The 25,376-nt window shown below is 69.6% G+C and carries 21 protein-coding genes; 4 read left to right on the top strand and 17 right to left on the bottom strand.

The annotated features are described in order from the left end of the window. Positions 1-31 precede the first annotated feature (31 nt). The 5 genes from AB0B55_RS24110 to AB0B55_RS24090 all read right to left on the bottom strand — a co-directional run bounded on the left by AB0B55_RS24110 (position 32) and on the right by AB0B55_RS24090 (position 7,603). The gene (locus AB0B55_RS24110; protein WP_357124880.1) at positions 32-1,243 is read right to left on the bottom strand and encodes a hypothetical protein; all 1,212 of its coding nucleotides are present in this window, start codon (positions 1,241-1,243) and stop codon (positions 32-34) included. Next, a complete protein-coding gene (locus AB0B55_RS24105; protein WP_357124883.1) occupies positions 1,240-2,487 on the bottom strand; it encodes an ATP-grasp domain-containing protein in 1,248 nt (415 codons plus the stop codon). The genes AB0B55_RS24110 and AB0B55_RS24105 overlap by 4 nt, the downstream gene beginning before the upstream one ends. Before the next feature lie 223 nt (positions 2,488-2,710). Beyond that, on the bottom strand, positions 2,711-3,532 hold the full coding sequence (locus AB0B55_RS24100) for an AfsR/SARP family transcriptional regulator (RefSeq protein WP_357124886.1): 822 nt from the start codon (positions 3,530-3,532) through the stop codon (positions 2,711-2,713). Positions 3,533-3,712: 180 nt separating this feature from the next. Then, the gene (locus AB0B55_RS24095; RefSeq protein WP_357124889.1) at positions 3,713-6,955 is read right to left on the bottom strand and encodes a BTAD domain-containing putative transcriptional regulator; all 3,243 of its coding nucleotides are present in this window, start codon (positions 6,953-6,955) and stop codon (positions 3,713-3,715) included. Between the two features lie 156 nt (positions 6,956-7,111). Beyond that, the gene (locus AB0B55_RS24090) at positions 7,112-7,603 is read right to left on the bottom strand and encodes a hypothetical protein (protein WP_355047809.1); all 492 of its coding nucleotides are present in this window, start codon (positions 7,601-7,603) and stop codon (positions 7,112-7,114) included. 278 nt (positions 7,604-7,881) lie between these two features. On the opposite strand from AB0B55_RS24090, the gene AB0B55_RS24085 reads away from it, so the two are divergent. Beyond that, positions 7,882-11,916, top strand: a complete 4,035-nt coding sequence (locus AB0B55_RS24085; protein WP_357173951.1) for a hypothetical protein — start codon at positions 7,882-7,884, stop codon at positions 11,914-11,916. A gap of 134 nt (positions 11,917-12,050) precedes the next feature. Beyond that, on the top strand, positions 12,051-12,602 hold the full coding sequence (locus tag AB0B55_RS24080; protein WP_357124896.1) for a VOC family protein: 552 nt from the start codon (positions 12,051-12,053) through the stop codon (positions 12,600-12,602). A 72-nt stretch (positions 12,603-12,674) separates the two neighbouring features. Here the strand turns inward: AB0B55_RS24080 and AB0B55_RS24075 are convergent, their stop codons facing one another. After that, positions 12,675-13,064 (bottom strand): OsmC family protein, encoded by a 390-nt coding sequence (locus AB0B55_RS24075; RefSeq protein ID WP_357124900.1) that lies wholly within the window; start codon positions 13,062-13,064, stop codon positions 12,675-12,677. Positions 13,065-13,213: 149 nt separating this feature from the next. Here AB0B55_RS24075 and AB0B55_RS24070 point away from each other — a divergent pair, with 149 nt between their 5' ends. Next, positions 13,214-13,750 (top strand): tetratricopeptide repeat protein, encoded by a 537-nt coding sequence (locus AB0B55_RS24070; RefSeq protein WP_357124903.1) that lies wholly within the window; start codon positions 13,214-13,216, stop codon positions 13,748-13,750. 132 nt (positions 13,751-13,882) lie between these two features. Here the strand turns inward: AB0B55_RS24070 and AB0B55_RS24065 are convergent, their stop codons facing one another. The 3 genes from AB0B55_RS24065 to AB0B55_RS24055 form a co-directional block, all read right to left on the bottom strand. Beyond that, positions 13,883-14,404, bottom strand: coding sequence for a DUF4188 domain-containing protein (locus AB0B55_RS24065; protein ID WP_357124906.1), 522 nt, complete (start codon positions 14,402-14,404; stop codon positions 13,883-13,885). Between the two features lie 60 nt (positions 14,405-14,464). After that, a complete protein-coding gene (locus AB0B55_RS24060; RefSeq protein ID WP_357124910.1) occupies positions 14,465-15,649 on the bottom strand; it encodes an MFS transporter in 1,185 nt (394 codons plus the stop codon). 259 nt (positions 15,650-15,908) lie between these two features. After that, positions 15,909-16,706 carry an alpha/beta hydrolase gene (locus tag AB0B55_RS24055; RefSeq protein WP_357124913.1) on the bottom strand — a complete coding sequence of 266 codons (798 nt, stop codon included), beginning with the start codon at positions 16,704-16,706 and terminating at the stop codon, positions 15,909-15,911. 143 nt (positions 16,707-16,849) lie between these two features. On the opposite strand from AB0B55_RS24055, the gene AB0B55_RS24050 reads away from it, so the two are divergent. Then, positions 16,850-17,086, top strand: a complete 237-nt coding sequence (locus AB0B55_RS24050; protein WP_357124916.1) for a 2TM domain-containing protein — start codon at positions 16,850-16,852, stop codon at positions 17,084-17,086. A 355-nt stretch (positions 17,087-17,441) separates the two neighbouring features. Here AB0B55_RS24050 and AB0B55_RS24045 read toward each other — a convergent pair whose 3' ends face one another. The 8 genes from AB0B55_RS24045 to AB0B55_RS24010 all read right to left on the bottom strand — a co-directional run bounded on the left by AB0B55_RS24045 (position 17,442) and on the right by AB0B55_RS24010 (position 25,362). After that, positions 17,442-17,657: a hypothetical protein gene (locus AB0B55_RS24045; protein ID WP_357173949.1), complete on the bottom strand. Its 216-nt coding sequence runs from the start codon at positions 17,655-17,657 to the stop codon at positions 17,442-17,444. Between the two features lie 182 nt (positions 17,658-17,839). Further along, positions 17,840-18,406, bottom strand: a complete 567-nt coding sequence (locus AB0B55_RS24040; protein WP_357124921.1) for a DM13 domain-containing protein — start codon at positions 18,404-18,406, stop codon at positions 17,840-17,842. Between the two features lie 206 nt (positions 18,407-18,612). After that, positions 18,613-19,320, bottom strand: coding sequence for an SDR family oxidoreductase (locus AB0B55_RS24035; protein ID WP_357124924.1), 708 nt, complete (start codon positions 19,318-19,320; stop codon positions 18,613-18,615). Between the two features lie 216 nt (positions 19,321-19,536). Then, positions 19,537-20,730, bottom strand: coding sequence for an MFS transporter (locus tag AB0B55_RS24030; protein WP_357124927.1), 1,194 nt, complete (start codon positions 20,728-20,730; stop codon positions 19,537-19,539). A gap of 201 nt (positions 20,731-20,931) precedes the next feature. Then, entirely contained in the window at positions 20,932-22,185 is a 1,254-nt protein-coding gene (locus tag AB0B55_RS24025; RefSeq protein ID WP_357124930.1) for an MFS transporter, read from the bottom strand. A gap of 272 nt (positions 22,186-22,457) precedes the next feature. Continuing rightward, entirely contained in the window at positions 22,458-22,934 is a 477-nt protein-coding gene (locus AB0B55_RS24020; RefSeq protein ID WP_357124933.1) for a hypothetical protein, read from the bottom strand. Positions 22,935-23,060: 126 nt separating this feature from the next. Then, positions 23,061-23,573, bottom strand: coding sequence for a hypothetical protein (locus AB0B55_RS24015; protein WP_357124936.1), 513 nt, complete (start codon positions 23,571-23,573; stop codon positions 23,061-23,063). Continuing rightward, complete coding sequence (locus tag AB0B55_RS24010) at positions 23,563-25,362, bottom strand: RyR domain-containing protein (protein WP_357124939.1); 1,800 nt, start codon at positions 25,360-25,362, stop codon at positions 23,563-23,565. Before AB0B55_RS24010 ends, AB0B55_RS24015 begins: the two co-directional genes overlap by 11 nt. Positions 25,363-25,376 lie beyond the last annotated feature (14 nt).

Here is a 25,376-nt window from a genome sequence, read left to right as displayed (position 1 = left end):
GCGGCAGCCCAACGGGGGCAGAGTCGTTGGCTCAGGAATCGTGACTGGTGTGGGCCGTCCCTACCGGGAGGGCGACGGGGGCAACCAGGAGGGCTCGCCCTCTCGGTAATGCGGTGACGGCGGCGATAAGCACGGCCGCAGCGGACGCCGAGATGAGCACCGCTGGGGCAACGAAATTTCCGACAGCGGCTAGTGTGAGCCCGGCGAGCGGCATCGGCACAATCAGCAGCATGCCAAAGAGCCCCACGGTCGCCGCGTAGTTCTCCAGTGGCACCCGACGCGCTCTAACGACCCGGATGTACACGCTGAAGAACGCGTCGAGCAACAGGAACGCACCGAGGCATCCAGCGAAAACCCAGAGCCGGGCCCCCAGCGCTACGCCCAACGCGGCCAGGCACATCCCCACCGCGACCGCGATCCCGATCGTCGACAGCGGCACACGCGAGGTCAGCCGGTGGAAGGTCAACAGACCGACGATGGCCGGCACGCTGCTCGCCGCGTACATCAGGCCCAGCTCACTGCTGCTTGTCCCGAACGTTCCGAACGCGATCTGGGGCGCAGCCCCGTTGATCAGCGCGAGCACGTAATTCAGGCCCATGGTGACCAGGACGATCCGGCGCAGGACGGGGTCCTCGAGCGCACCGCGTACGGTCGCGCGCAGGGTCCGCTTCGCTGTCGAGATGTGCGCCGTACCGTCCGAGGGGACCGATATCGACATCCGCAGCGAGACTCCGAACAAACCCGCCGCCACGAACATCAGCACCGGCGGTGGGAACGACAGCACCACGCCCGCCGCCGCCGGCCCCAGGACTATCGCCGCCTGCTCAAAGGCGGTCAGCTGCGATTGGAATCGCTCCTGCCCCTCGGGGCGGACCAAGGACAGTCCGACCTTCTCGCCACCGACGAAAGTCAATTCGAAGCAGAGGCCCACGACCATCGCGAATATCATCAGCACCGGCAGCACCGCACCGGGATACACCGCCATTATCAGCCCAGCCGCGAGCGCCGTCGCGGTCCTGGTCAGATCCGCCACGACCATCAGGGTCCGCTGCCGTATATTGTCGAGCCGCAGGATCGCTGCCGACAGTCCCAGGAGTCTCGGTCCCCATTGGAAGAAGACCGCTGCGCCCGACCAGCGCACATCGGCGGTCAAGCTGTAGGCGAGCACCGGTACGGCGAACAGGACCAGGTAGTCGCACAGCCAGCTGGCAAACCGCATCGCATAATATCGCGCGATACTCACGACAAATACGCTGCGACTGGTCGCAGTTCCCGACCCAGTCGCTCGTTGATCGTCAAAGCGGTGTCTGGATCGGAAGCGCGATAGCGGATATAGGCCACACGCCGAAGGGCCTCATAGGTCGAGGGAATCTGCTCGCCGGCGGGGACCAGCACCTTTCGCTCCACGACATCGGCGTAGCGCGGCACGTCGTCCCATCCCTCGATACGCGTGTAGGCGGTGATGCCGCCGGGGTCCACAAAGCGAATGCCCGCAGCCCTCCCGGATGCCGCGTGTTCGTCGAGGCAGGTCTCCGGGTTCGCGCCGACCGCCATCAACAAGGCGGCGTCCGCCATCGACACACCTGTGACGTCGGCTACCAGGTGCACGATCTGGTCTCCCGGCAGCCGTGCGGCGATCTCCATGAGTACCGGTCCGTTCGTGGACAGGCGTACCTCGCAATGGAAGACGCTGTTGTCCAGCCCGACCGCCCGGACCACCTGGCCGACGTACCGCTCGATCGCACCCAGATCGGTCGGTCCCAGCGGGGCGGGCGTGATGTGACCGAACTCGACAAAGGTCGGCTCGGGGCCGAGGAGCTTCCTGGTCACTGCGGCGATGTGCACGGCGCCGCGCCAAACATATCCGTCGGCGCTGTATTCGTCGCCGGAGACGTACTCCTCGATGACGACCTCGTCACCGAGCGGCCTGCCGAGGTCGATCATGCCATCGGCTTCGATGGCGGCGTACGCCCGTACCGCCTCGGCCGTGTCGCTCGCCTTCAAGACGTGGATGCTGCTTGACGACTCCACCGGTTTGACCACCACCGGGAACGTCAGCGCCGCGCACGCGAGCTCCGCCTCGGCGCGGGAGGCCACCTTCCGATGCCGGGGCGACGGGACGCCTGCGCGTTGCAGCGCCTCACGCATCTCGGCCTTGTTCCGAACGAGCGCGACATCGGTGGTGTTCAGGCCCGGCAGGCCGAGTTTCTCCGCAACCAGGGCCGCGATCTCGACGTGAAACTCCGAACCGGCAACGACACCATCGAGCCCCGCCCCCACTGGCGAGCGACTCACCGCTTCAACGATGGCGTGTGCGTCATTCGTATCTACCCGCACGACGGCGGATGCCAGATCCTTGGTCGCCGCCGTCAGAGTTCGGTCGTCGGCATCGAAGCTGGCAACCACGGTGTGCCAACCCATGGCTGCGGCTCGGACGACGAGTTCGTTGCCGGAAGATACCGGTTCAACGATGAGTACTGATGTCATCGTTCCTCTTGAGTCGTGTACTGCACATCGACTGTCATACGACGACGGCGGTGGCGGGACAGATGGACACGATCGATCAAGCTAGCACCATCCACAACAGACAGTCGCACCGGCTGCGTCCTCTCGTGACCGATGCCTGCCATACAGAGATTGCACGCCCGGCGTTGCACAAACCTTGACGGTTTCTTGACAAGGCAGCGTGGACGCGATTGCGTCACCTCCCTCACGGCCGAAGCAGAGCTGCCTGCCGGTACGGCTCGCCGTCACGCGCCGGCCCCCACCCGCCCGTCGGCGGCAGCCGGGCATCGTCCTCGGTGAGGATGGCCTGGCGCAGGTCCCGCAGCCGCCGGCTCGGCTCCAGGCCGAGCTCACGGCGCAGCGACGAGCGCAGCCGGTCGAAGGAGGCCAGCGCGTCGGCACCCCGCCCGCTGCCGTACAGCGCGACCATGAAGGCCGCCTGCAGGCGGTCACGCCCGGGATGAGTTCGGGCCAGCGCGGTGAGTTCCGGTACGGCTCGCGCGTGCCGGCCCAGACTCAGCTCGACCTCCAGCCGATCCTCGATCACCTGCAGCCGCGACTCCTCCAGGCTCATGGCCTCGGGCTCCAGCACGCCATCTGCGAGACCGGCGATGGCCGGCCCGCGCCACAGGTTCTCCGCCCGCAGGAAATACCCGACGGCCTCCGCCGCGCGACCCGCAGCCAGCGACCGCCGAGCCCGGTGGGCCTCGTCGTCGAACCGTGTCCGGTCCAGCTCGCCGGGCTCCACATCCAGCAGGTAACCGCCCGGCCGCCGGACGAGCGAGCGCTCGGGCAGGCCGCCGGCGATGAGCAGGCGGCGCAGGGCCGCGGCGCAGTTGCGGATCTGACTGGCCGCGGTGGCCGGCGGCCGCAGCGGCCACAGGCAGTCGACCAGCCTGTCGGCCGGGACCACCCGGCCGACCCGCAGCAGCAGCACGGCCAGGATCCGCTGCTGCCGGCGGCCGCCGAGCGGCAGGGGCGTTCCTTCGACGGACGCTTCCAGCGGACCGAGGATCCGGAAATCCATGCAATGACCTCCATGCCGACCGCACCCCTCGCACGGCCTGGTCACCAGGTTGCCCAGCACGGGTTGGCGTTTCCTTGGCAGCGTCGTACGGCGCTGCCGACCAACCGGAGCACCCCCGACGTCAGCCCGCCATCACCGTCGCATCGCCCGGACGCCGCTCCCGCCCCGGAGCAACGTCGGCTATCCGGCCGGGACGCCGACCGGGCGGCCGTCGTGCCGCTCCAGTAGGGCCCGGACGACGTCCGCCTCGGAACTGCCGAGCGCTTCCAGGATGCCCAGCGCCTCCGGCCAGGCCCGCGAGGAGTCCTCCAGGTGACCCAGGGTGATCAGCGCGCGGGCGCGTACCAGGGGTGCCCCGATCGCCTCCGCGCGATGTGCCGCCTCGCCGGCGAGGCGGGCCGCCTGCACGGCGTCGCCGTTCTGCCGGGCGACCTCGCCCAAGGCAGCCAGCGCGTCGATCTCGATCACCGCGGCGCCGGACTGTCGGGCCAGCGTGACCGCCCGCTCCAACGAGGAGCTGGCCAACAGCGGCGTCCGCTCGGCGACGGACGTCGCGAGGCCGACCAGGGCCTCGGCCTCCGTCGCCAACGTGCGCGCCGACCTGGCCCACTCGGCGGCCCGGGTATATCGGGCTGCCGCGCCGGTGAGGTTGCCGGTCAGCCGGAGCAGGCCCCCCTCGGCGATGTCGATCGACGCCTTGCAGTGCCAGTCGTCGGTACGGTCGGCGAGACGCTGCGCGGCTGCGAGCGCCGACCTCGCCTCCGGCACGTCGCCGCGTAGTGTGTGGATCTGGCCGATCCCGGCCAGTGCGTTCGCCTCGATCGAGGCCATGTCGACCTCGTGGGCCGTCCGCACCGCCGCGTGGAGATCGCCCAGGGCGGCCGGGTACTCACCCCGGACGGTGCGCACCAGGCCGAGGTTGGTGAGGATGACCGCCTCGTTGGGTCGTCCGCCGTCCTCCCGGTGGATGACGATGGCGGCGGTGAGTCGCTCGACCGCCAGCCGCAGTCGACCGGCCATGGCGTAGATCGTCCCGAGGTTGCTCGCCATCACCGCGATGCCGTAACGGTGGCGGATCCGCTCGTTGAGCCGCAACGCGTGCTCGAAGCAGGCCGCCGCCGTCGCCAGTTGCCCGAGATCACCGAAGACCGCGCCGAGCGAGCCGGCTGCGGCGGCCTGACCCTGCGCGTGCCGGGCGCTGCGGAACAGGTGACCCGCCCGTCGTAGGTGCGCGATTGCGACCAGTTGGTTGCCCGTGAGGTGGTACACGTTGCCCAGACTCATGTGTGCCGACGCCCGCAGAGACGGGTGCGCGTCCCCGTTTGACGCGTGCAGCGCCGCCTGCGCCACGAGCAGCCAGTTCAGTGAGTTGCGGGTGACCCAGAAGTATGTTCGTAGCTGGTCGGCGAGCAGGGCGGCAGCGGCCCTCGACGTGCTGTCGGCGGCGGCCCTGATCAGCGCCACCATGTTTGACTCCTCGGCCTCGAGCCAGGCCAGTGCCGTGGCACGGTCACCGATGCCGGCGTCACCCGCCGCTAGGCCCGTCGGCAGCTCCAGGCGGACCCGCCCCGGCGCCAACAGGTCGCCGGCAGCCTGGGCGCGGACCAGGTACCACGCGAACAGGCGCGCGAGGACGGCAGGCGCCTCGGGCCGGCCGGCCTGCCGCGCACTGTGTTGGCCCGCGTAGCGACCCAGCAGGTCGTGCAGCGTGACGCGATCGTCGTCGAAGTCCACCAGGTGTGCCGAGAAGAGTCGGGCCAGCGTCCGGCGGGCCGCGTCCACCGATGTCTGCGCCAGGTGTGCGACCGCGTCGACCGACAGACTGAGCCCTGGAACGGTGCCGAGGAGGCGGAACATCCGCTGGGCCTCGCCGGGGAGCCGGGTGTAGGAGAGGTCGAACGCCGTCTGCACGGCGACACTCGGGTCGTCGTCGATCGCCAGGGCGGCGACGCTGCGCTGCCGTAACTGCCCCACGTACGCCGACACCGCGAGGTCCGGCTCGTCGTGCAGCAGTGCCGCCGCGATCCGCAGGGCCAGTGGGAGCCGACCGCAGACCTGGGCGAGGTCCCGGATCGCGTCACGATCGGCGGCTCGCGGGTCGGCGCCGAGCAGGACGGTGAGCAGCTCGATCGCGTCCGGTTCCGGGAGCAGTCCGATGGTCAGGCGGCGGGCGTCCTGCTGGGCCACGAGCCCGGTCAGGCGGTCCCGGCTGGTGACCACCACCAGGCTCTCCGCAGACCCGGGCAGCAACGGCCGCACCTGCTCGGCGTCGAGGGCATTGTCCAGAACGATCAGCAGCCGGCGATCGGCGACGACGGTGCGGTAGAGCGCCGACGCCTCCTCGGGGTCGGCCGGGATGCGTCCCGCCGGCACCCCCAGACCCCGCAGCAGCGCGCCGAGCGCCTCCGCCGAGCGCATCGGCCGGCCGGCGGAGTAACCCCGCAGGTTGAGGAAGAGCTGCCCGTCCGGGAAGCGGTCACGGACGCTGTGCGCCCACCGGATGGCGGTCGCCGTCTTTCCGACACCCGCCGTGCCGACGACCGCGCAGAGGATCAGGACCTGCGGCGCTGCCGCGTCGGCGAGCAGGCGGTCGAGCTGACGCGATTCGGCGTCGCGGCCGACGAAGTGTCCCGGCGGCAGCGGTAGCTGCGCCGGCCCGGTGGAGGACGTGGGCGTGGCGTCCGAGGCCGCGGTGGCGCGGGACAGCTTCCGGTACGTCGCCTGGATCTGCTCTCCGGGCGCGACACCGAGGTCGGTGGCGAGCCGATCTGTGAGAGTGTCGTAGGCCGCGATGGCCTCGCCGCGACGACCGATCCCGCTCAGGGCCAGCATCAGCAGCTCGACCGGGCGCTCGCGGGTCGGCGCCTCGCTGATCAGCTCGTGCAGCGGCGCCAGTATCTCCCGGTGCTGGCCGGCGTCGAGGCGGGCGCCGAGCAGCTCTTCCTGCGCGGTCAGTCGTGCCTCGTCGAGATCCGGGAAGAGCCGGCCCCGCTGGGCGTCGTCGAAGACGTCGGCCAGGGCGGCGCCCCGCCACAGACCGAGCGCGCTACTGAGCATCGCGATGCGCTGATCGGCATCGGTGACGCCCCTGCTTTGCGTCACCAGGGCGGTGAACCGGTGCACGTCGACCCGCTCTGCCGGGATTTCCAGTGCGTAGCTGTTGGGTCGGGCGAGCAACGCGGGCTCCGTCGACCGGCCCAGCTCCAGCGTGGACCGCAGGTGCGAGATCATGGCCTGCAGGCCCGCTCGTGCCTGGGCCGGAGGCCGATCTTCCCAGAGCAGGTCGATGAGTCGCTCCGCGGAATGGAACTGGCCCGGTCGTATCGCGAGGATGGCGAGCAGCCGTCGCTCCTGACGACGTCGGACGGGCACGACCCGTCCGCCGATGACAGCCTCGACGGGGCCAAGCAGTCGCAGCTCCACAGCCGCAGGCTAACAAGGCACACCGACGTCGACGCAGGGCCATATGTCTATCTGGGATGCCCCCGGCGGCCAGCTTCCCCAGGTGGCGCAAGCCGACGCGGATGACGGATCTCAGGGCCCCCGCGCCGCCGGGGGACCCTGACGTCCGCCTGCCGTTCAGCTGATCCAGGGGGTGCACGTCCAGGCGCCGCCGTTGAGGCTGAAGCAGGCCTGGTGCTCGTCGGAGGAGTCGAGATCCTCGAGCATGTTGGTCCACACCCCGCCGTTGGTGGAGAGGAACTGCTTGCTGAGGCTGCCCGTGTACCAGTAGCCGTAGGACGACCACACCCGGCGCTCGATGCGTACGGTGAACGTGGCACCCGCGTAGCGGACGTACTGGTCGTTCTGCAGGCGTGCCCAGGCCGCTCTGCAGCCGGGCGACTTCACCACGACGATGCCGAGCCCGCTGTCGTAGCCGCCGCCGGTCCAGCCGTACCGGGTGCCGCTGCATTGACCGTTGGGATCGACGTTGTGACAGCCGGTGCCCGAACACGCGGCCAGCGCCGGCGACACCGGTACCGCCGCGGCGACCATGCCGAATCCCATGAACGCCACCAGGGCGATCAGCGTCCGCGCCAGGCGATGCGTCCGGACCTTCGCTACCTTCATGCTGTTCTCCTCAATCGTGCTGCATGTCGTGGAGGTGATCCTTCGGCGTCGCCGCATCGCGGCCGCATCGTCAGGCCATCCGCGCCGCGTCGCGCCGCCATCGCCGTCTGCGGCGGGCACCGCGGAGCCTCCGGAGAGGAACGAGGGGACTCGCGGTACAGCAGGGGGTACGCCGCGCCGTGACGCCGGAGCGGTACGCCCACGATGACCTCGTGATGCGCCGACGGTGTGCGCGGTTCCGACACTGCATCGATCCCGAGCATCCTGGAGGATCCGCAGTGTCAACATCACCGCCCCGCCCCGCGCTGCCGCGCGGGCTCAGCCCCGGCGCCGCCCGTCGCGCCGTCACCGCCGCGCTCGCCGCCGCCGCGCTCGTCGCCAGCGGTCTCGTGGCGCTTCCCGCGCCGGCTGCCGCGGCGCCGGACCCGCCCCCGAAGGATGTGGCGGTCACCGCGGTACCGCCCGGCCAGCGGGACTCGACCCTCAAGCAGGGCTGGCGGACGTCGCAGGATCGGGCCTGGACCCTCTCCGGCGACATGACCGGTCTGCACGTGCTCGTGGCGTCGGCGGCCTCCGGTTACAGCTGGACGACCGCGGCGACGCTGAGCGAGCCGGGGCTGGAGACCGACCAGTGGATCGGCAACGGCTGCCTCACCGAGTCGGGCCGGCGGCTGGTCGTCACGTACGCGCCGCGCGCCTACACCAACAAGCCCGACCTGTTCGACCGCGGCGCCTTCGTGGCGGTCGTGGACCTCAAGAACCAGTCCGTCCGGAAGGTGGCCGCGCACGCGTCTCTCGCGTACTTCAGCCCCGGCTGCGGTACCGGTGAGAACGTCGTGCTGAGCACGTTCACCGGCGGCGACACCGGCTCGGGCAAGACCCGGCTGACGCAGCTCGACGCCGCGACCGGCTCCGTGGCACCGCCGATCCAGGTGGCGGGCCAGCTCACCTCGGCGCTACCGGTCGCGGGCAGGATCATCGCCGCCGATAACGGCGCGCTGGTCAAGGTCGACGGCAAGGGCCGCCGGTCGGCCGTCGCGAGGACCACCGGCGTACCGTTCCGGCTGGCGGCCAACGGCGACGGCGTCGTGTACATGGATGCCGACAGCAAGGCCGGCCGGGTGAAGCGGACCGTTGTGCGGTCCGGCGCGACGGCCACGCTGGCCGAGGGCGGCACGACCGACATGAACGTCGTCAAGGGCGCGGGCGGTCGGGTCGGCATCACCGGTACCCCCGGCAGGACGCACAAACTGCCCACGGGTGTCGCGAAGCTCGACGCGACCGTACAGGCGGAGATGTCCAGCCAGGGTGACCTGCTGCTGGACGACATCAAGTGGACGACCGACCCGCGGGCGGCGCAGGCCACGGACGACCGCCGCGGACGGTCGCTCGTCATGAAGGCCAAGGTGCCGGCGACCGGTCGCAGCGTGAACTTCGCGGTCGCGCCAACCACGCCGACGTCGGGCGACGCTGGCGCTCGGGCGAACCCGAGGACGCCGGGGCGGGCCCCGTCGACACCGGGTGCCACGACGCTGGCGACACCGCTGCACGACCCGGTGGACACGGCCGCCTGGTGCGCGATCCCCCGCAACGACGTGCGGGTACAGGTGTACCAGCCGCGCGCCCGGGAGATCGAATGGGTTGTTGACATGGCGGTGCAGGACTCGCTGATCCTCAACCGGGGCAACAACTTCAACCAGTCCGGTCTGCCGGGTTACAACGTCGCTCAATGGTTCCCGATGCGGCCCCTCGACGGCGGCGGCCACGTGCCCGCTCAGATCATGCTCGGCATTCTCGCGCAGGAGTCGAACCTGTGGCAGGCCTCGCCGCACGTCCTGCCTGGCGAGTTCGGTAACCCGCTCGTCGGCAACTACTACGGGCTCGACATCTACGACGCCGACACGAGCGACGACTGGGCGATCCGCTGGGACAAGTCCGACTGCGGCTACGGCGTCGGGCAGGTCACCGACGGTATGCGCAAGCCCGGCTTCCAGAAGCCGAACGAGGTCCCGCTGCCGTACAACCAGCAGCTGGCCATCGCCGTGGACTTCGCCGCGAACATCTCCCAGTCGTTGCGAATCCTGCAGGACAAGTGGAACCAGGTCCACGCGTACAACATGAAGGTCAACGGCGGCGACCCGCAGTACATCGAGAACTGGTTCTTCGCGGTGTGGGCCTACAACACCGGGTTCTACGCGCCGCAGGGCAGCACGGACGAGCCGTGGGGCGTCGGCTGGGCGAACAACCCGGCCAACCCGCGGTACCCGGCGAACCGCAAGGCGTTCCTGGAGGAGGCCTACGACGACGCGCGGCACCCGAGCCAATGGCCGTACCCGGAAAAGATCATGGGTTGGGCCGGACACCCGCTCAACGCGATCGAGAAGCCGGACACCTACACCGACGGCTACCGGTACGCGTGGTGGAGCACGAACGACGGGCGGGCGCGGGTGAAGCCGCACCTTCAGACGTTCTGCGACCAGTCCAACGACTGCTACTACGGCAACAACCTCCCGCCGACGGCGCCGGACGTGATCGACGAGCCGGCCGGCCCGTGCCACCACGTGAACGTCATCGGCGAACGGGACCTCAAGTGCTGGTACAACCGATCGGCGGACTGGAAACCGGGCTGTCTGGACTGTGGGAACGCCGCCATCAGGTACGACCCCGGCTGGGAGTATCCGGCCGCCGGGGTGAGCTACCTACCGAAGTGCGGCACCGAACTCCCGGCGAACGCGCTCGTGGTCGACGATGTGATCAACGAAGTCGTCAGCCCACGCCGTGACGAGGCCGGTTGGCTCTGCACCAGACGGACGAACAGCGGCACGTTCACGCACGGGTTCGCCGGCGAGACACAGAACGGCACGCTCCAGTACCCGGGCAAGATCGACCTGCACCAGGTCGGCGGGGGGTACGGCGCGCACTACTGGTTCACACACACCCGCGAGCCGGGCAGCAACCTCTACGTCAGCGGAACATGGACGCTGGACCGGACGGTGAACGGCTGGATGCGGGTCATGGTCCACATTCCCGATCACCTCGGTACCACGCAGCAGGCGGCGTACAAGATCACGACAAAGAACGGCGTGGTCAAGACCCGCATGGTCCAGCAGCGCGGGTACGCGAACCGGTGGGTGGCGCTCGGCGTGTTCGAGTTCAACAACGTCCCGACGGTGGAGCTGACCAACACGGTGTCGGACCTGACCCCCGAGGAGCTGGCGCAGCTGCGTGACGATGTGCCGGCCAGCGGGCAGGGCGACCTGGCGCTGGGCCGGCCGCAGGAGAACGTGGCCTTCGACGCGGCGGCGTTCATCCCGCTGCCGGGCAAGCCGCAGCACCAGGTGGTGGCGCTCGGCGACTCGTTCTCGTCGGGCGAGGGCGCCTCGCCGGTGAACGGATCGGACTACTACCGCGAGTCGGACAACAACAGCAACAACGCCTACCGCAACGGCTGCCACCGCTCGAAGAACGCGTGGTCGCGCAAGGCGGTGCTACCCGGTTCGTCCACGCCGATCGGACTGCGGGCGGACATCACGAGCCAACAGCACGACGTCAACATGGACTATCACCTGATCGCCTGCTCGGGCGCGGAGACGGAGAACATCCTGCCCCTGCGTACCGTCAGCAACGAGCCCCGCAACGCCGACGGTCAACGGGGCATGGGCCAGTACCTGGAGGCGTCCCAGCTCGACAAGGGCTACCTGGACGAGAACACCACCCTGGTCACGATCTCGATCGGCGGCAACGACGCGAGGTTCGGCCCGGTGGTCAAGGAGTGCCTCGTCATGGCCGGCCCACTGGACTGCTTCAAGGCGAAACTGTCGGGCGAGACGGACACCGTGGACGTGTCGACCCGGCGCCGCATCGCCGACGCGGTTCCGCGGTCGAACACGAAGGTGCTGGAAGAGATTCACCGGAAGGCGCCGAACGCCAAGATCATGCTGATGGGGTACCCGAAGCTCGTCGAGATCGGCGGCGACCCGCTCTGCGCCCTCAAGCTCGTCCTCAGCGACGAGGAGCGGGTGTGGCTCACCGAGATGAGCGTGCTGCTGCGTGACGAGCAGTTGGACGTCGTCCACGACTTCAACACCGCGCACGGCGCGACGATCGCGTACTACTCCGACCCGATCGACGAGTTCGCGGGCAAGGCGGTCTGCGGCTCGCCGGCCGGCATCCACGGGGTCGTGACGGACAAGTCGCCGGGTGACACCCCGGACGGCCCGACATCGACGCAGTCCTTCCACCCCAACAGCCCGACCGGTGTCAGCCTTTTCGCGCAATCGATGAACTTTACGGTCGCGCAGATGTATCCCTGACGAACGCCGCACGGTCCGGAGCCCGGGCGGCCGTCGGCTGCTCGGGCTCCCGGCTCTGCGCATGCCCCGCAACGCCGGTACGGGCGCGCGCTCCGCACCGACGACGGAGCGTCCCTGGAGGTGGCCAAGCCGCGGTGGGCGACCAGGCCGCCGTCGATGTTAGGTTCGCGGACACGACGGTGCGGATCACCGCTGGGCATTTCCACGCGGCTGACGGTGTCGAAGACTGGCGTTGTCTCTACCACCTGGTCTCGGCCCACTTCCGGACCGGCTCGCTGTCTGCGGGGATCGCGTTCGTCGATGAGATCGGTCGGCTCGCGGGCCCCGACGAGCAGGAGCAATCCAACGTGGACCTGCCCCACCTGGGCGTCACCGTGTCGCTGTCCCGGCGGGACGTCTCACTGGCGCGACGGATATCGGCCGCTGCCCGTGCGCTGGGCATCCCCGCCGACCCCGCCGCAGTGCAGCTCCTCAACATCACCCTCGACGCCGCGGTGAGCTCGGACGTGCTGCCGTTCTGGCAGGCGCTGCTGGGATACCGGCAGATCGGTGACGACTACCTGGCCGACCCGGCGCGACGGGGCCCCGGGCTCGGGCTGCAACACACGGACACGACGCGGTCGCAACGCAATCGGATGCATGTCAGGTCAACGACCGGCCAGACATCATCGAACCGCAGACAATGATCGAGGTCCTGCTTGCGTCGGCATGAGTCGCCGCCACGCCCGCTGTACCTGCTCGTTCGGCCGGCGGGTGAGTCAGCCTCTTCGTACCGTGGCCCCGGCGCGAATCGCCCGCGGTATCTCGGCGACGTCGTCGACACGATCCAACAGCGTGGCAAGTTCGTCGCCGGACGCGGGTGAGTTCACCTCGACCTGGTAGGTGATGCCGCTCGATATCCACGTCTGCGTGTCGAAGCCTCCCTCCGCCGATACACGTACCCCGTCGATCCGGATGCCGAGTACGTTTGCCTCCCGATACACGTCGTTCAGAACGCAGCCGGCCGCAGCGAGGTGCAACAGGTGCGCCCCGGTGAAGTCCGCCTCGACGGTGACGCCCTCGGGTGTCCAGCGATGAGGGAACCCGATCGCACCACCGTCATCCGATCTGAACGAGCCGGCGCCGACCACGACCGCGAACTGCTCCATCGGTTGCTCCTGTCCGCCGCGCCTGAACCGATCGGCTCATTGTTGCCCGTCACCAGTATCACCACCAGGTACGGCGACCCTCGCCGCCGCCGCCGAGAAGGCGCGGCGGTCGTCGCCGCGGCATCCGGCTCTACCTGCGGGCCATCGACTTGGGCCCGGATGCCGACCCCGTCCGTCAGGGCGGGATCCACCTCAGTCTCTCGGAGGTGCTCGTCCAGCTTGGCCGCTATCCCGAGGCGATGACCGAGGCCGACCGCGCGTTGACGCTGTTCCAGGCTGGGAACGACCGCGACCGTGAGGCGGCGGCGCGCAACGACATCGGCTGGATCCACTACCTCGCCGACGACTACGAACAGGCGCTGGCCAGCTGCACTGAGGCACTGGCGCTGTTCGAGGCGGTCGATAACCGCTCCGGTCAGGCGTACACCTGGGACAGTCTGGGTCAGGCCCACCACAAGCTCGGCCACGAGGACGAGGCCAGCTACTGCCACCAACGCTCATTGGACATGCTGCGTGAACTCGGCCATCGGTACCCGGAGGCGACGATCCTCCTGCACATCGGCGACTGTCACGAGGTCGGCGGGCGGGAGACCGAGGCGCGACTCGCGTGGCAGGAGGCGCTGGCCATCCTCGAGGCGCTCGACCACCCCGACGCCGAGGACGCCCGAGCGAGGCTGAGCGGGTAGCGATCCGAGCAGCGGAGAAGCGCGCTCCGACGCCTACCGCCCGCCGGCCGCGGTGAGCCGCAGCCACCTGGCGAACGGCTCACCGCGACGGGTCGATCGCCGAGGTGACGATCGATTGCGGAACGGTGTTGCCTACTGACCGGATCCCGCTGTGTAGAGCTCGTCTTCGCTGATGACCGGTGCGGCGTTGTCCTCGGGGCGTCCGACGCGTGCGGCCGAACTGAAGAGGGGACCGCGTGCGGGGTGTACGGGAGCGAAGGCGGCAAAGCCCTGCTCCTTCGGGATGTCGTCGTAGACCGCCTCCATCCCGCCACGGAGTAGGTAGGTCTCGTGCCAGAAGCCCGTACCGCCGCTGTCGCGCAGGAAGTTGCGCCACCAGATCCGGTGTGGTTCCGAACGGGCCCAGGACAACAGGGAGGGCAGGTCCCGCCAGTATTGCCGAATGCCGACGTGCATCGGGAACAGCGACCACAGCAGGGGCTCATGCCGAAGGAGACCCTCGGGGTTGTCGCTGGCGGATCGGCCGATCTGCGGGCCGTAACCCATCAGCGTCCGCAGGCCAAAGAGCCGGTTGACGCGCATGCCCAGATAGACGACCACCAGGTCCGGGTAGGGCGACAGGTCGACAGTTTGCCGATTCACACTCGTGTTCATCGTGAATCTCCTCGTTCTGAGTTCTAGTGGGCGGGGGCGAGGGCTGTTCGTCGTTGACGATCAGCCCGCGATGAAGCGCGCCGTCATCCATGGAGCTGGCCTGCGTCGGGCGACGGTCGTGACGTACAGGACCAGGCCGGTGGTGGTGAGGACGAAGCCGGCCCAGACGGTGGACAGGGTGCCCCAACCGGCGTCAAGGGTGATCGCGCCGCCGATCGCGCCGAGAGAGTTGGCCAGGTTGAGAGCGGCCAGGTTGAGGGCACCCATCAGCGTCGGGGCGTCGGGGCCGAAGCTGGTCAGCCGTACTTGGATGCTGGGGATCGCGTACATCATGGTCGCGCCGACGCCGAACAGGCACGGCAGCAGAACCTCGAGGCTGCTGCCGGCGACGCCGATCAGCACGAGGAGTGCCAGAGCGCCGCCGTAGCCCCAGGTCAGACCGCGATCTGCCGAGCGGTCGGCGACGCGGCCGCCGAGATGGTTGCCGACCGCCATGCCGAGGCCGAAGACGGCCAGTGCGAGCGGAATGACTGAGGCGTCCCGCCCTACGGCGTCGGTGACGAATGGGCCGATGAACGTGTAAACGGCAAAGATGCTGGAGATGCCGAGCGCCGCGACGACGACCATCAGCCATACGTTCGGTCGACGCAACGCCCGCAACTCGCTGGCGACCGAACTGCCGCGCAGTTCGTCGGTGCGCGGCAGCCAGGCAACGAGGGCGGCGCCAGCGAGCAGACCCACGGCGACAACGGTCCAGTACATGACACGCCAGCCCGCGTTCTGACCAATGAGAGTGCCCAGGGGGGACCCGGCGATGGTGGCGATGGTCAGGCCGCCCATCACGGTGGCGAATGCCCTGCCGCCCCTTCCCGGTCCGTAGACGTAGGCGGCGACCACAGCTCCCGCGCCGAAGAACGCACCCTGCACGCTCCCGGCGATGAATCGGAAGATGACGAGTGACGTGATGTCAGGAGCCAGCGCGGAGAGCCCGTTGCCGACCAGGAACAGTCCGATCAGGCCGATCAGTAGTCGGCGCCTGTTCGTTCGTGCGGCGAGCAGGATGATCGTCGGAGAACCGATCACCACTCCGAGGGCGTACGCGGTGATCGCATACGTCGCCACCGGAATAGACACGTCCAGGTCGGACGCGAAGAGCTGGATGATGCCGTTGCTACCGAACTCGCCGGTACCGATCGCGAAGGTGCCCAGCGCCAGCGCCAGCAACGTCAGCTTCGGATGTCTCACGGGTGGTGTGGTCGAGGCGCGCCGGTTCTCCGCGGCGGCACACTGACCCTCAAATGCCTGCTGGTGCATCGCGTTCCTCCGCAGATTCACTCGTGTGAGCGGGGTTCGGGCACGCCCGTAGGCCGGTGGTCGACGCAGATCCGGGGAAATACCGAGGTGACCTTCCCGTCGCGCCTGACCAGGGCCCCGAGCTGGTGGACTACCCCCAGCCCGGCCCTGGCCGGTCGAGGGCCGGCCTCCAGCCCTCTCTTGCGCCTCGTCAGCGCGCGGCGCGCTTGATGAGTTCGGCCGCGGCGAAGGGCTGCGAGATCATGGCGACGTGCGACGCGTTGACCTCCCGGACCTGCGCGCCGGCCCGCTCTGCCATGAACCGCTGCGCCTCGGCAGGCAGCACCTGGTCGTTGCGGGCAACGAGGTACCAGGAAGGAATGTTCTTCCAGGCCGGTACGCCCGACGGCTCCCCGAGAGTGCGCGCGTCGGCAGGCCGCTGCCCGGTCCACATCAGCTCGGCGGTCGCCTTCGGCACGTCAGCGGCGAACACCTCCCGGAAGAACTGCCGTTTGATGTACCCGTCGACGAGGCCGGCCTCGTAGGGCCGAAAGTCCAGCGCCGCCTCATTGAGCTTGCTTCCCGGGTACTTCGTCTGTAGACCCAGCAGCGTCTCGCCCTGATCGGGCGCGAACGCGGCCACGTAGGCCAACGCCTTCACATTCGGGTTGCCGGTCGCCGCGTTCGTGGCGACGATCCCCCCGTACGAGTGGGCGGCGAGCACGATCGGGCCGCTCAGAGTGGCGAGGACGCTCGCCAGGTACGCGGAGTCGGAGGCCACGCTGCGCAGCGGGTTCGCCGGAGCGATGACCGGGTATCCGTCGCGGATGAGGCGAGTGGCGACGTCGTTCCAGCCGGAGGCATCGGCAAAGGCGCCGTGCACGAGTACCACCGTGGGCTTCGGCTGATTGGCGGGTCGCGGGTGGGCCTGTGCGGCGGGTGCCCCGAGCGCAGCCCCGGCGGCGGCCGCGGCGGCACCGGCCAGCAGTGTTCGGCGGGTTGTCGTCATTGATATGAGCCTTTCAGTAGTCGTTTCCGGAAGAGATTCCGGTTGAACCTAAAAGGCGTTGCTTGACGGACACTGAACGGGAATGCAGCTCGACTGCCGGGCGATTTCCGTGTTCGTCAAGTCGTTCGGCCTAGTCTGCGGCCATGACATTCTCGAAGAGCGAAACCGCTGCCAAATGGGCCTTGGTGATCCACTTCGTCTGGTACGTGGTCGCCAACCTCGCCCAAATCGTGGTCTGGTGGTTCGTCACCCCGGACCAATTCTTCTGGCCGGTCTGGTCGATCGTCGCCTGGAGCATCGGGCTGGCGTTCCACTTCTGGGCGGTGCGGAGATTCCTGTCCACTTCGCACAACTCCTGGCAACTGCGCCCGGGGCGCTGACGGCGCCATTCCTCTCGGAGTTCGTCCGTGATCCATTCACGGTCGGGGCGCTCGCGCCGAGCAGTTCGGGGCCGGCACGGGTCACCAGGGGACTTCCCGAGCGGCGAAGAATCCGCCGATGGGACCGTCCGGACCGATCTGGGCCATCCGTACGGTGTTCTCCGAGCCCTGCGGGGCGGGCCTCTGCGCACCGAGCCGTTCCCGCCTCGGTCCGGGGATCTCCTGGACCACCGTCAATTACGACGTATGGCCGGGCGGCGGTCGGTCCTGATTGCGCTTCCCACCTCAGGCCGCGGCGCTTCGCCGTCGATCCGGAAGCTCACCGCGGCCTGAGCGGGCAATGGGTGGGCCGTGATCAGCCGAGCCCGGCCGATCCGATGGCGGCGGGGAGGTCGTCCGGGTGCGAGAGCATCGGCGAGTGTGCGGAGTCCAGCTCGATCACCTGGGTCGGGGACGTCGAGACGGCGTCGATCTCGGCGATCAGCCGTCGTTGCGGCGCCGGCGGAACGGCGTTCTCCTTGGTGCAGACCACGTACGTCTTGGGTACCGAGCCGTAGCGCTCGCGGGTCACGACCGGGGCATCGGCCGCGATGCCGACCGGCGCGGCCGGGGCGAGCAGGTCGATGGCGGAATCGGCGGTGGCCGCGTCGACGTCGCCGTATAACGCCTCCCGTACGGCCCGACCGATCTCGACGCGGATGTCGATCGCGGAGCGGGGGCATCGTTCCGGGCTCAGGACGCAGACGCGTCCAGCTATGACGGGACGGCGGCAAGTTCCGCGGCGCCGAACGAGACGGCGAAGCGCTTGCACCAGATGCTGACGCTGCGGAACTCCGCCGGGTCGACTCCGGCGGCCAGCCGGTACACCTGATCGCCCTGGTTGCCCTTGAGTTTGCCCAGTTCCGCGTACCGACCGTCGTCGAACACCCGCCAGCCGGCGGTGCCTGCGCGAACCCGCTGATCGGACAACCACACCCGTAGGTCAGGGCCGTCGCTGGTGTCCAGCCCGTCGATCTCCAGCTGGTGACTGCCGTCCGGGTTGCGGACCATCCGGACCGTGCCGCTGGTGTCGTGCTCGTGGGTGATGAAGGTTCCCTCTGCGAGAACGATCGGTGCGGCCGGGACGTCCGCGGCGTCGGATGAGGACCGAGACGGCTGCGCGGACTGAGACGGCTGCGGGACGGTGGAGAGGGGCTCCGCCACGACCGTGTCGGTGAACAACCGCCACGGTTGGAACCAGTAGAGCGCTCCTGCGGCACCGATGCCGAGCACGGCAACGACGATCCAGGCGACAGGAGCGCGGAGAAGACGGCGAGTCACGGTTCAAGTCAAGCCGCCGGACCTCATCGTGACCAGGCGGGGCCGGATTACCGATCGCTTACGGCACGTGCGGGGCGATCCGGCCGAAGATGTGGGCCGTTGCGGCGTCACGGATACGGGGGCCGGCTCCACCGGAGGCCGGCCCCCGTATCGGGCGTACGCCCCTGACCAGGTCGTCTACTCCGGCCTGCGTGACGCTGCGATAGTCACGCAAAGAGGTTGCCGGCGAGGTCGGCGTAGAAGAGGGCGGGGTCGCGGGAGAGCGAGGCCTTGACGTTGGCGGTGGGCTTGTCGGCGATGACTTCGATCTTGCCCGCCTCCAGCCCGTCGAGGGCCTGGGTGACCACCTCGTGGGGCGCGAGCTTGGGGATGTCGATGCCGGCCATCATGTCCGTGTCGGCGATCGCCAGCGCCAGGGCGGTGACCAGAGTCTTCTGGTCGGCCAACTCGAGTCGGATGCCGTTCGTCAGGGACCACTCCGCGGCCTTCGAGGCGGCGTAGCCGTTGCTGCCGGGGGAGAAGGTGTACCAGCTCAACGCGGAGATGACGTTGAGAATGGCGCCACCGGCCAGCCTCGGCGCGAACGCGCGGGTGACGTTGAGGGTTCCCCAGAAGTTGGTGTCGAAGTCTTTGCGGATGTTCTCCGTCGAGGGCCCGAGCAGCGGGGCGTCCGTGGAGGTGCCGGCGTTGTTGATGAGGATGTCGAGGTCGCCCACCTGGGCCGCCGCGGCCTCGATGGACGCCGGATCCGTGATGTCCATCTGGAGGGCGATGGCACCGGGAATGTCGATGCTTTCCACACGCCGGGCGGTCGCATAGACGGTGGCGCCGCGGGCGAGGAGTGCCTCGGCGAACGCCTTGCCGAGGCCGCGGTTGGCGCCGGTCACGAGAGCTGTTGAGCCGTTGATTTCCATACCAACACGCTAGAACCTCACGTTGACGTTAGAGGCAAATGCTGCGAGGTTAATCACGGCCGCCCGTGTCCGCAGGAGCATCGCCCGGCTCAGGGCGACCCGCACGGCGACTGATGAAGCCCGACGGGTCGCCGCGCTCCACCCGTACCGTCCATCTCCCCACGGCCAGGACGTGGTTGCCTCCGCCGGGTCCGGATAGCCTGGCCGGCTTCCTCCTCACCGCGGTGCGTGCGGGCTGGTGGCGTACCGACGCGGCCCCTCGGTGGCCTGCTGCCGATGAACGTCGCGGGCGATCAGCGGCTCGACCAGTGCGAGCAGCAGAGCAGCGGCGGCGACCAGCCCACCCACCAGTGCGGTGTCGGCGATGCCGGGTCCGGACAGCAGGGCTCCGCCGAGGAGCGCCCCGCCGGCGATACCGACGTTGAAGGCAGCGGAGTTCCCGGCCGACGCCAGGTCTGAACTGCCGGGAGCCACCTCCAGCACCCGGTTCTGTAGGGCCGGGGTCAGCGCGCCGAGCGCGAAGCCGGACAGGGCGAGCATCACGGCTACAGCCGGTTGCCAGCCGGAGAACAGGTACAGGCCGACCAGCGAGACCACGAGAACGAGGAGCGAGCCCACCATGGTCCCCCGTTCACTGCGGTCGACCACGGCACCGGCGACCGCGATGCCACCAAAGTTGACCAGGCCGCGCAGCAGCAGCAGGGGGCCGATCGCCGCTGCGGGAAAGCCACTCACTTCGGTGAGGAACGGGGCGGTGTAGGTGAACGCGGTGAACAGTCCGGTGATGGACAGGGCGGTGGTCGCGACCAGGATCCAGTAGCGCGGGACGCTCGGCGCGGTGCCGGTCGCGGCGTGTGCGGCTCCGACCGGTGTCGTTGGCATCAGGACGGCGACCAGCCCGAGCGCGAGCAGGCCGAAGCCGGCCAGTGCCACGAAGGTCCAGCGCCAGCCCGCCTGCTGGCCCAGCCAGGTCCCTGCCGGCACGCCGAGCATCGGTGCGAGAGCCGAGCCGCCGAAGACCGTCGACATGGCCCGGCCACGTACCCGCTGCGGAAAGAGGCTGGCCGCCGCCGGCCCGACCACCGCCCAGAACACCGATTGACTGAGCGCCACGACGACCCGCGCCGCCAGCAACATCACATAGTCCACCGCCACCGCCGACAGCAGGGTCGCCACCACGAAGACACCCAGTAGCACGGATATCAGCAGCCGTCGCGGTACGCGGCGAGTGACGTACGCCAGCGGCACGGAGACGATCGCGACGGTCAACCCGTAGCCGGTCACCAGCATCCCGGCGTCGGCGAGCGACACCCCGAACTCCTCCGAGATCAAGGGGAGGAGGCCGACGGGCATCGTCTCCATCGCGACGTAGCAGAACGCCCCCACGGCGAGCGCAACGAGTGCCGCCACCGCCGTCCGCCGGTCTGTCGAGGGGTCGGCCTCGGTCGTCGGTTGACTGATGTGATCACTCCTTCGCCAGATGCGCCGCGTCCATGTCGAGCAGGCGACGTCGCGGATGCGTCGGTCGGGCTCGTCCAGCACCGTCGTTGACGAGCGCCTCGAAAGACCAGTGGGCGACCACCGGCTGCTCCCACCGATGCCGGCGTTCCGTCACTGGTTCTCCGGGTCCGTCGGGCGTCGACGCGGCGCGCGGAGTACCGCGGCGCCCAGGAGCCCGCCGAGCGCGTGGCAAAGGCTCACCCCGCCCAGCAGGACAGCCACGCCGGCACCGGCCGCCCCGCCGGCCAACGCGGATCCGATGGCGCCGGACGCGCTCTTCAGGCCAGCGCCGACGGTGAACACCTGGGTGTGCAGCTCGGGTGGCGCCTCCCGGCCACGCACCACCAGCAGGGAACAGAACATCAGGCCGTTGATCAGGCCGCTGATCGCGAAGGCAGGCAGGTAGACGGCAGGGGTGGTGTGGAACGCGGCGGCTGCGGCGAACGGGACGGCAGTCGCGAGGAGACAGACGAGGATGACGTTCTCGGGCAGCCACGAGCGCAGTGGGAAGTACACATACAGCAGTGATCCGGCCAGCGCGCCCAGCGCGATGAGGGACAGGATGACACCGGTCAGCGAGGTGCTGTGGACGCGCTGCGCCATCAGCGCGGCGGTCACCGGTAGCGCGCCGGCGCCCAGCTGCCCGAGGCAGCTGCCCAGCGTGACCGAGCCGAGGGCCGGCCGCCTGATGATGACCTTGGCGGCGGCGAGGAAGTCGGCCCCGCGCAGGTGATACCTCTCCGAGCGCTCGCGTCGCGCCAACGGCAGCGACCACAGCAGCAACGAGGCGGCGGCGGCCGAGCCGGCGAGGCAGAATACCGCGATCCGGCCGCCGAACGCGCCGGCCAACACCGCCGCCGCCGACGGTCCGACGATGCCCGCCAGGCCGTACAGGGTCGAATCGATGCCGTACGCGCTGCGCAGGCGCCCGGGGACGAGCTCGTTGAGCAGGCTGGTGAGCCCGCCGCTGAGACACGGGCCGACGCAACCGGCAGCCAGTGCGGCGGCGACGGCCACCCATCGGGGAGACGAGCCGGTGGCCACCGCGGTCAGTGCGAGCGCTGTGGCGTACACCAGAAGCGCACCGCTGTAGAACACCTTGCGCCGGGAGGTGGCGTCGGCCACCGCGCCGACCAGCGGCGCCGCGACCACGTGCGGGACCATGAGCGCAGCGACCAGCAGGCCGCCGAACCCGGCGCTCCGCGTGGTCTCGACGGCGAGCAGGACGAGCCCCACGCGGGCACCCTCGTCGGCCAGCCGGGCGAGTGAGGCGAGCAGCGAATATCGGACCAGATTGCTCCGCTCGCCGCCGGTATCGCGCTGGTCCGCGCCGGCATCGGTGAGCGTCATCCCCTCTCGGGCCACCGTCGCTGCTCCTCCCGCTACGCCATCTGCTGGGACTTACCCCCCAGCCGCCGTTCCGACCCACGGTCCCACCGCACCGTTGAGGGGCATCTCGAACGCCCTTCGGAAACAGGCCATAGCACTGCGCCGGCAGTTGGTTAGGCCCGCCGTTCGTCGCGCGGGCCTCCGTGGGTTGTTCAGCGGCCGCTGATGCGGGTGCCGGAGGTCGCATCACATGCGAATCGGCGGTGACCGTCCGAGTGGGGGTCACCGCCGATCGGTAGTCGAACCGGTCAGGCGGCGGAGCAGGCGGAGTCCAACTCCTTGAGGGCTGCTTCCAGAGCCTTCTTGCTGGGCTTGGCGTCGGCGGACTTGTTGTACGCGTCGCTCAGGGCCATCATCTCGTTCTGGATCTTCTCGGAGGCGGTGGTGACCACGTCGTTGGCGCCTATCGTGTGCGCCAGGATCGCGACCGAACCGGCGACCCACTGGGCGCTGACCGCGAAGTGCCCGGCCGGCGGGCCGATCTTCTCGGCCTTGGCGATCTTGGTGGCGTTGTCCTTGATGTCCTTGTTGATGTCGGCGCAGGCCTGCACCGTGGCCGCGTCGTTGGCCGCACTGCTGGCTGCGGTGGTGGTCGGGGCGGCGCTCGAGGCCGCCGGAGACGGCGCGGTCGCGGTGCTCTCGGATTCGGGCTGCGGATCGCAGCCGGACATCGCGAACGCCGCCCCGACGGCCAGGCCAGTCAGGACGAGTCGAGTTCGGTTCATCGATGTTTCCCCCGTGATCTTCATGATCGGCGCACGCTACCAGCCGCAGTCGATCGGGTGGGACCAGTTATCGGGCCAACGGCGGCTCTAGCCGGTGCGTCGTCGATCGACAGCAGGACCGGCTCGTCAACCCTCGATGGGCGTTCGACGGGCGCCGACGGGCCAGAGAACCGTGGTCGGGACGCCGTGGCGCCGCGCCCACTCGATGGTCCGGTCCGTCGACGCGGGGTGCAGGCCAGGTCTGCCGTCCCACACCGCCACGAGTCGCTGCACCCGTCGGACCAGTTCCCGGTTGGCGACCACGTACGCTGCGGTGTCCGAGCGGTCGTGTCCGGTGTGGACGACCGCGACCGCCCGGTCGAGCAGCTCGTCGAAGACCAGCCGATTCTCCGGCCTGATGACCGCGAGCCGGTAGTCGAGGGCCGGAAGGATCACCTCGTAGGTGCCGCCCAGGTCGAGGATCGTGCGCGCGAAGACCTGGTCCGCGCCGGCCGCCAAGCAGGTCACGCCGTGTACCGGCCGGTCGCTGATCCGGCCCAGCTCGACGCGGAGCGCGGCGGCGACGAGCAGTTCGGTGTCGCGGGTCAGGTTGATGTGCCCGGTCACGCCGACGCGGACCGGGTCGAGGTCAGGCGGCATCCGTCGGGCCTGTCCGCTGAGTGGGCACCGGGGGTGCCAACCGGATCAGCTCGAACCCGCTGTCGGACAGCACGTCAGGCAGTGCCCGGACCCCCTCGCGATTCTGCTCCCGTACGTGGGACGGCAGCTCGTCCCACGGCCGCAGGGCGGGGTGCCGTCGCTGGGCGTCGTCGCGCGGGTCGCCGTACGTCCAACCGTCCCCGCGCCGTTCCCGGCACCACCGCTCGTGCTCCAGGCGGGCGAGTTCCTCGATCCCGTCGTCGATGGCCTGCCCGGCGGCCGAGGCGTCAACGGTGCCGCCGTGCCGGGGCGCCACGACGCAACCGAGATCCAACAGCTTGGCGGCGATGTCCTGGACGTAGGCCCGGTTGGCCCGCCGCAACGACTCGGGTAGTCGTGACCAGTCCACCATCGCCGAGGCGTCGCCGAGTCGTACCCCGGCGCGCTGCTGGGCCTGGACGTACCGTTCGTGGATCAGCCGGGCCAACCGCTCGGTGAGATCTTCGGCGATCAGCCGGGCGTCGCAGGCGTGGGCGAGCACCGGATAGAGGCGGAGCTTGCCGTGCACCTCGTCGAGCAGGTCGTGCCGGGAGTCGCCGTGAAAAGCCGCGGCGAGCGCCGCCTGCCGGTAGACGGGCACGAACACGGCACTCTCGGCGCCCTGCCACAGGGCCGGCGTGTCCAGCACGAACCGCAGGCCGTTGATCTCGTCCGGCGCGCACACGTAGATGCGGTCGTAGCGGTCGCGGCCGAGACCGACGACGCCGTCGAGATCCAGGTCGTACGCGGTCATCTGGCAGACGGTGGCCAGGAACGGGTAACGCGAGGACGCCAGCGCGATCTCGGAACCGGCATCCGGTGCCACGACGTCCACCCGCAGGGGTGGCGCGGCGTGGCCCCCGGGGGTGTCGGCGCGGAACGCACGCCAGTGCCGGGCGGTCTCCACCAGGAGCGCCCGGCGGAAGGTGCCGGTGCCCGCGATCAGGATCCTCGTTGGTCGGACTCCCGCGCCGGGCAGCGGGTGGTGCCGGTGCAGCGCGCGTGCGGCGACGTCGTCGACGTGGAAGTAGTCCAGCCGCAGCCGGCTGGAACCGGCGGCGCCGAGCCGTCGGGCCTGCAGGGACAGACACATCTCCGCGTCGTGAACCAGAATGTAGACCCGCGGTGGTTGTCGTCGTTCCTGGATGAGCCGGTTGGCGGTGTTGGCGATCGCGTGGTTGCGGTCGTCGTCCTCGCTGCAGGCGTAGATGGTGTGGGCTCGGGGTAGTCCGGCGCCGCGCAGCACCTCGGGGCTGGTCGGGTCGCCGACCACGCCGAGGTACCGGCGCCGCCGGTACTCCAGCGGCCCGAACGGCTCGGAGCGCACCACCACCACACGTTCACCGTCGGCGAAGAGCCGGTCGGCGAGCATGTGGGCGAACTGGGAGTCGCCGCAGACCAGGACGTGACCACGTGCCCGCCGGGCGCGCAGGCGGCGACTCTCGGCGGCCAACAGCAGCCGGCTGGCCTCGGCCACGGCGAGGAGCGTGAACAGCGGGGCGGCGAACCGGGCGACCTGCAGCTGCCACGGGTAGGGGCCGGCGTTCTGGAAGGGTTCGGCGCCGAAGACGAAGAGTTGCAGGTCGTAGTAGAGCACGTCGTACGGATCGTGGGCGACGTCCGGGCGGGCCTGGAGCAGGCGCTCGAAGCCGACATAGCCGAGGACGAGGGCAGCCAGCCCGATCAGGCCGAAGAGGACTCGCAGACTCCAGCCGGTCGGGCGGGACGAGCCGGCGACCGGATCCGTCATGAGGTCATGGTATT

It is taken from the genome of Micromonospora sp. NPDC049107 (genome assembly GCF_040648595.1).
Lineage (GTDB): Bacteria > Actinomycetota > Actinomycetes > Mycobacteriales > Micromonosporaceae > Micromonospora.
The sequence above is the reverse complement of the archived record's forward strand: the minus strand, read 5'-3'. Positions and strand labels throughout refer to the sequence as shown.

Bases quoted from the DNA above. Each gene is read 5' to 3' on its own strand.
- AB0B55_RS24010 (WP_357124939.1), bottom strand. From the start codon at position 25,362: ATGACGGATCCGGTCGCCGGCTCGTCCCGCCCGACCGGCTGGAGTCTG.
- AB0B55_RS24100 (WP_357124886.1), bottom strand. From the start codon at position 3,532: ATGGATTTCCGGATCCTCGGTCCGCTGGAAGCGTCCGTCGAAGGAACG.
- AB0B55_RS24090 (WP_355047809.1), bottom strand. From the start codon at position 7,603: ATGAAGGTAGCGAAGGTCCGGACGCATCGCCTGGCGCGGACGCTGATC.
- AB0B55_RS24055 (WP_357124913.1), bottom strand. From the start codon at position 16,706: ATGACGACAACCCGCCGAACACTGCTGGCCGGTGCCGCCGCGGCCGCC.
- AB0B55_RS24015 (WP_357124936.1), bottom strand. From the start codon at position 23,573: ATGCCGCCTGACCTCGACCCGGTCCGCGTCGGCGTGACCGGGCACATC.
- AB0B55_RS24075 (WP_357124900.1), bottom strand. From the start codon at position 13,064: ATGGAGCAGTTCGCGGTCGTGGTCGGCGCCGGCTCGTTCAGATCGGAT.
- AB0B55_RS24020 (WP_357124933.1), bottom strand. From the start codon at position 22,934: ATGAACCGAACTCGACTCGTCCTGACTGGCCTGGCCGTCGGGGCGGCG.
- AB0B55_RS24065 (WP_357124906.1), bottom strand. From the start codon at position 14,404: ATGAACACGAGTGTGAATCGGCAAACTGTCGACCTGTCGCCCTACCCG.
- AB0B55_RS24050 (WP_357124916.1), top strand. From the start codon at position 16,850: ATGACATTCTCGAAGAGCGAAACCGCTGCCAAATGGGCCTTGGTGATC.
- AB0B55_RS24105 (WP_357124883.1), bottom strand. From the start codon at position 2,487: ATGACATCAGTACTCATCGTTGAACCGGTATCTTCCGGCAACGAACTC.
- AB0B55_RS24035 (WP_357124924.1), bottom strand. From the start codon at position 19,320: ATGGAAATCAACGGCTCAACAGCTCTCGTGACCGGCGCCAACCGCGGC.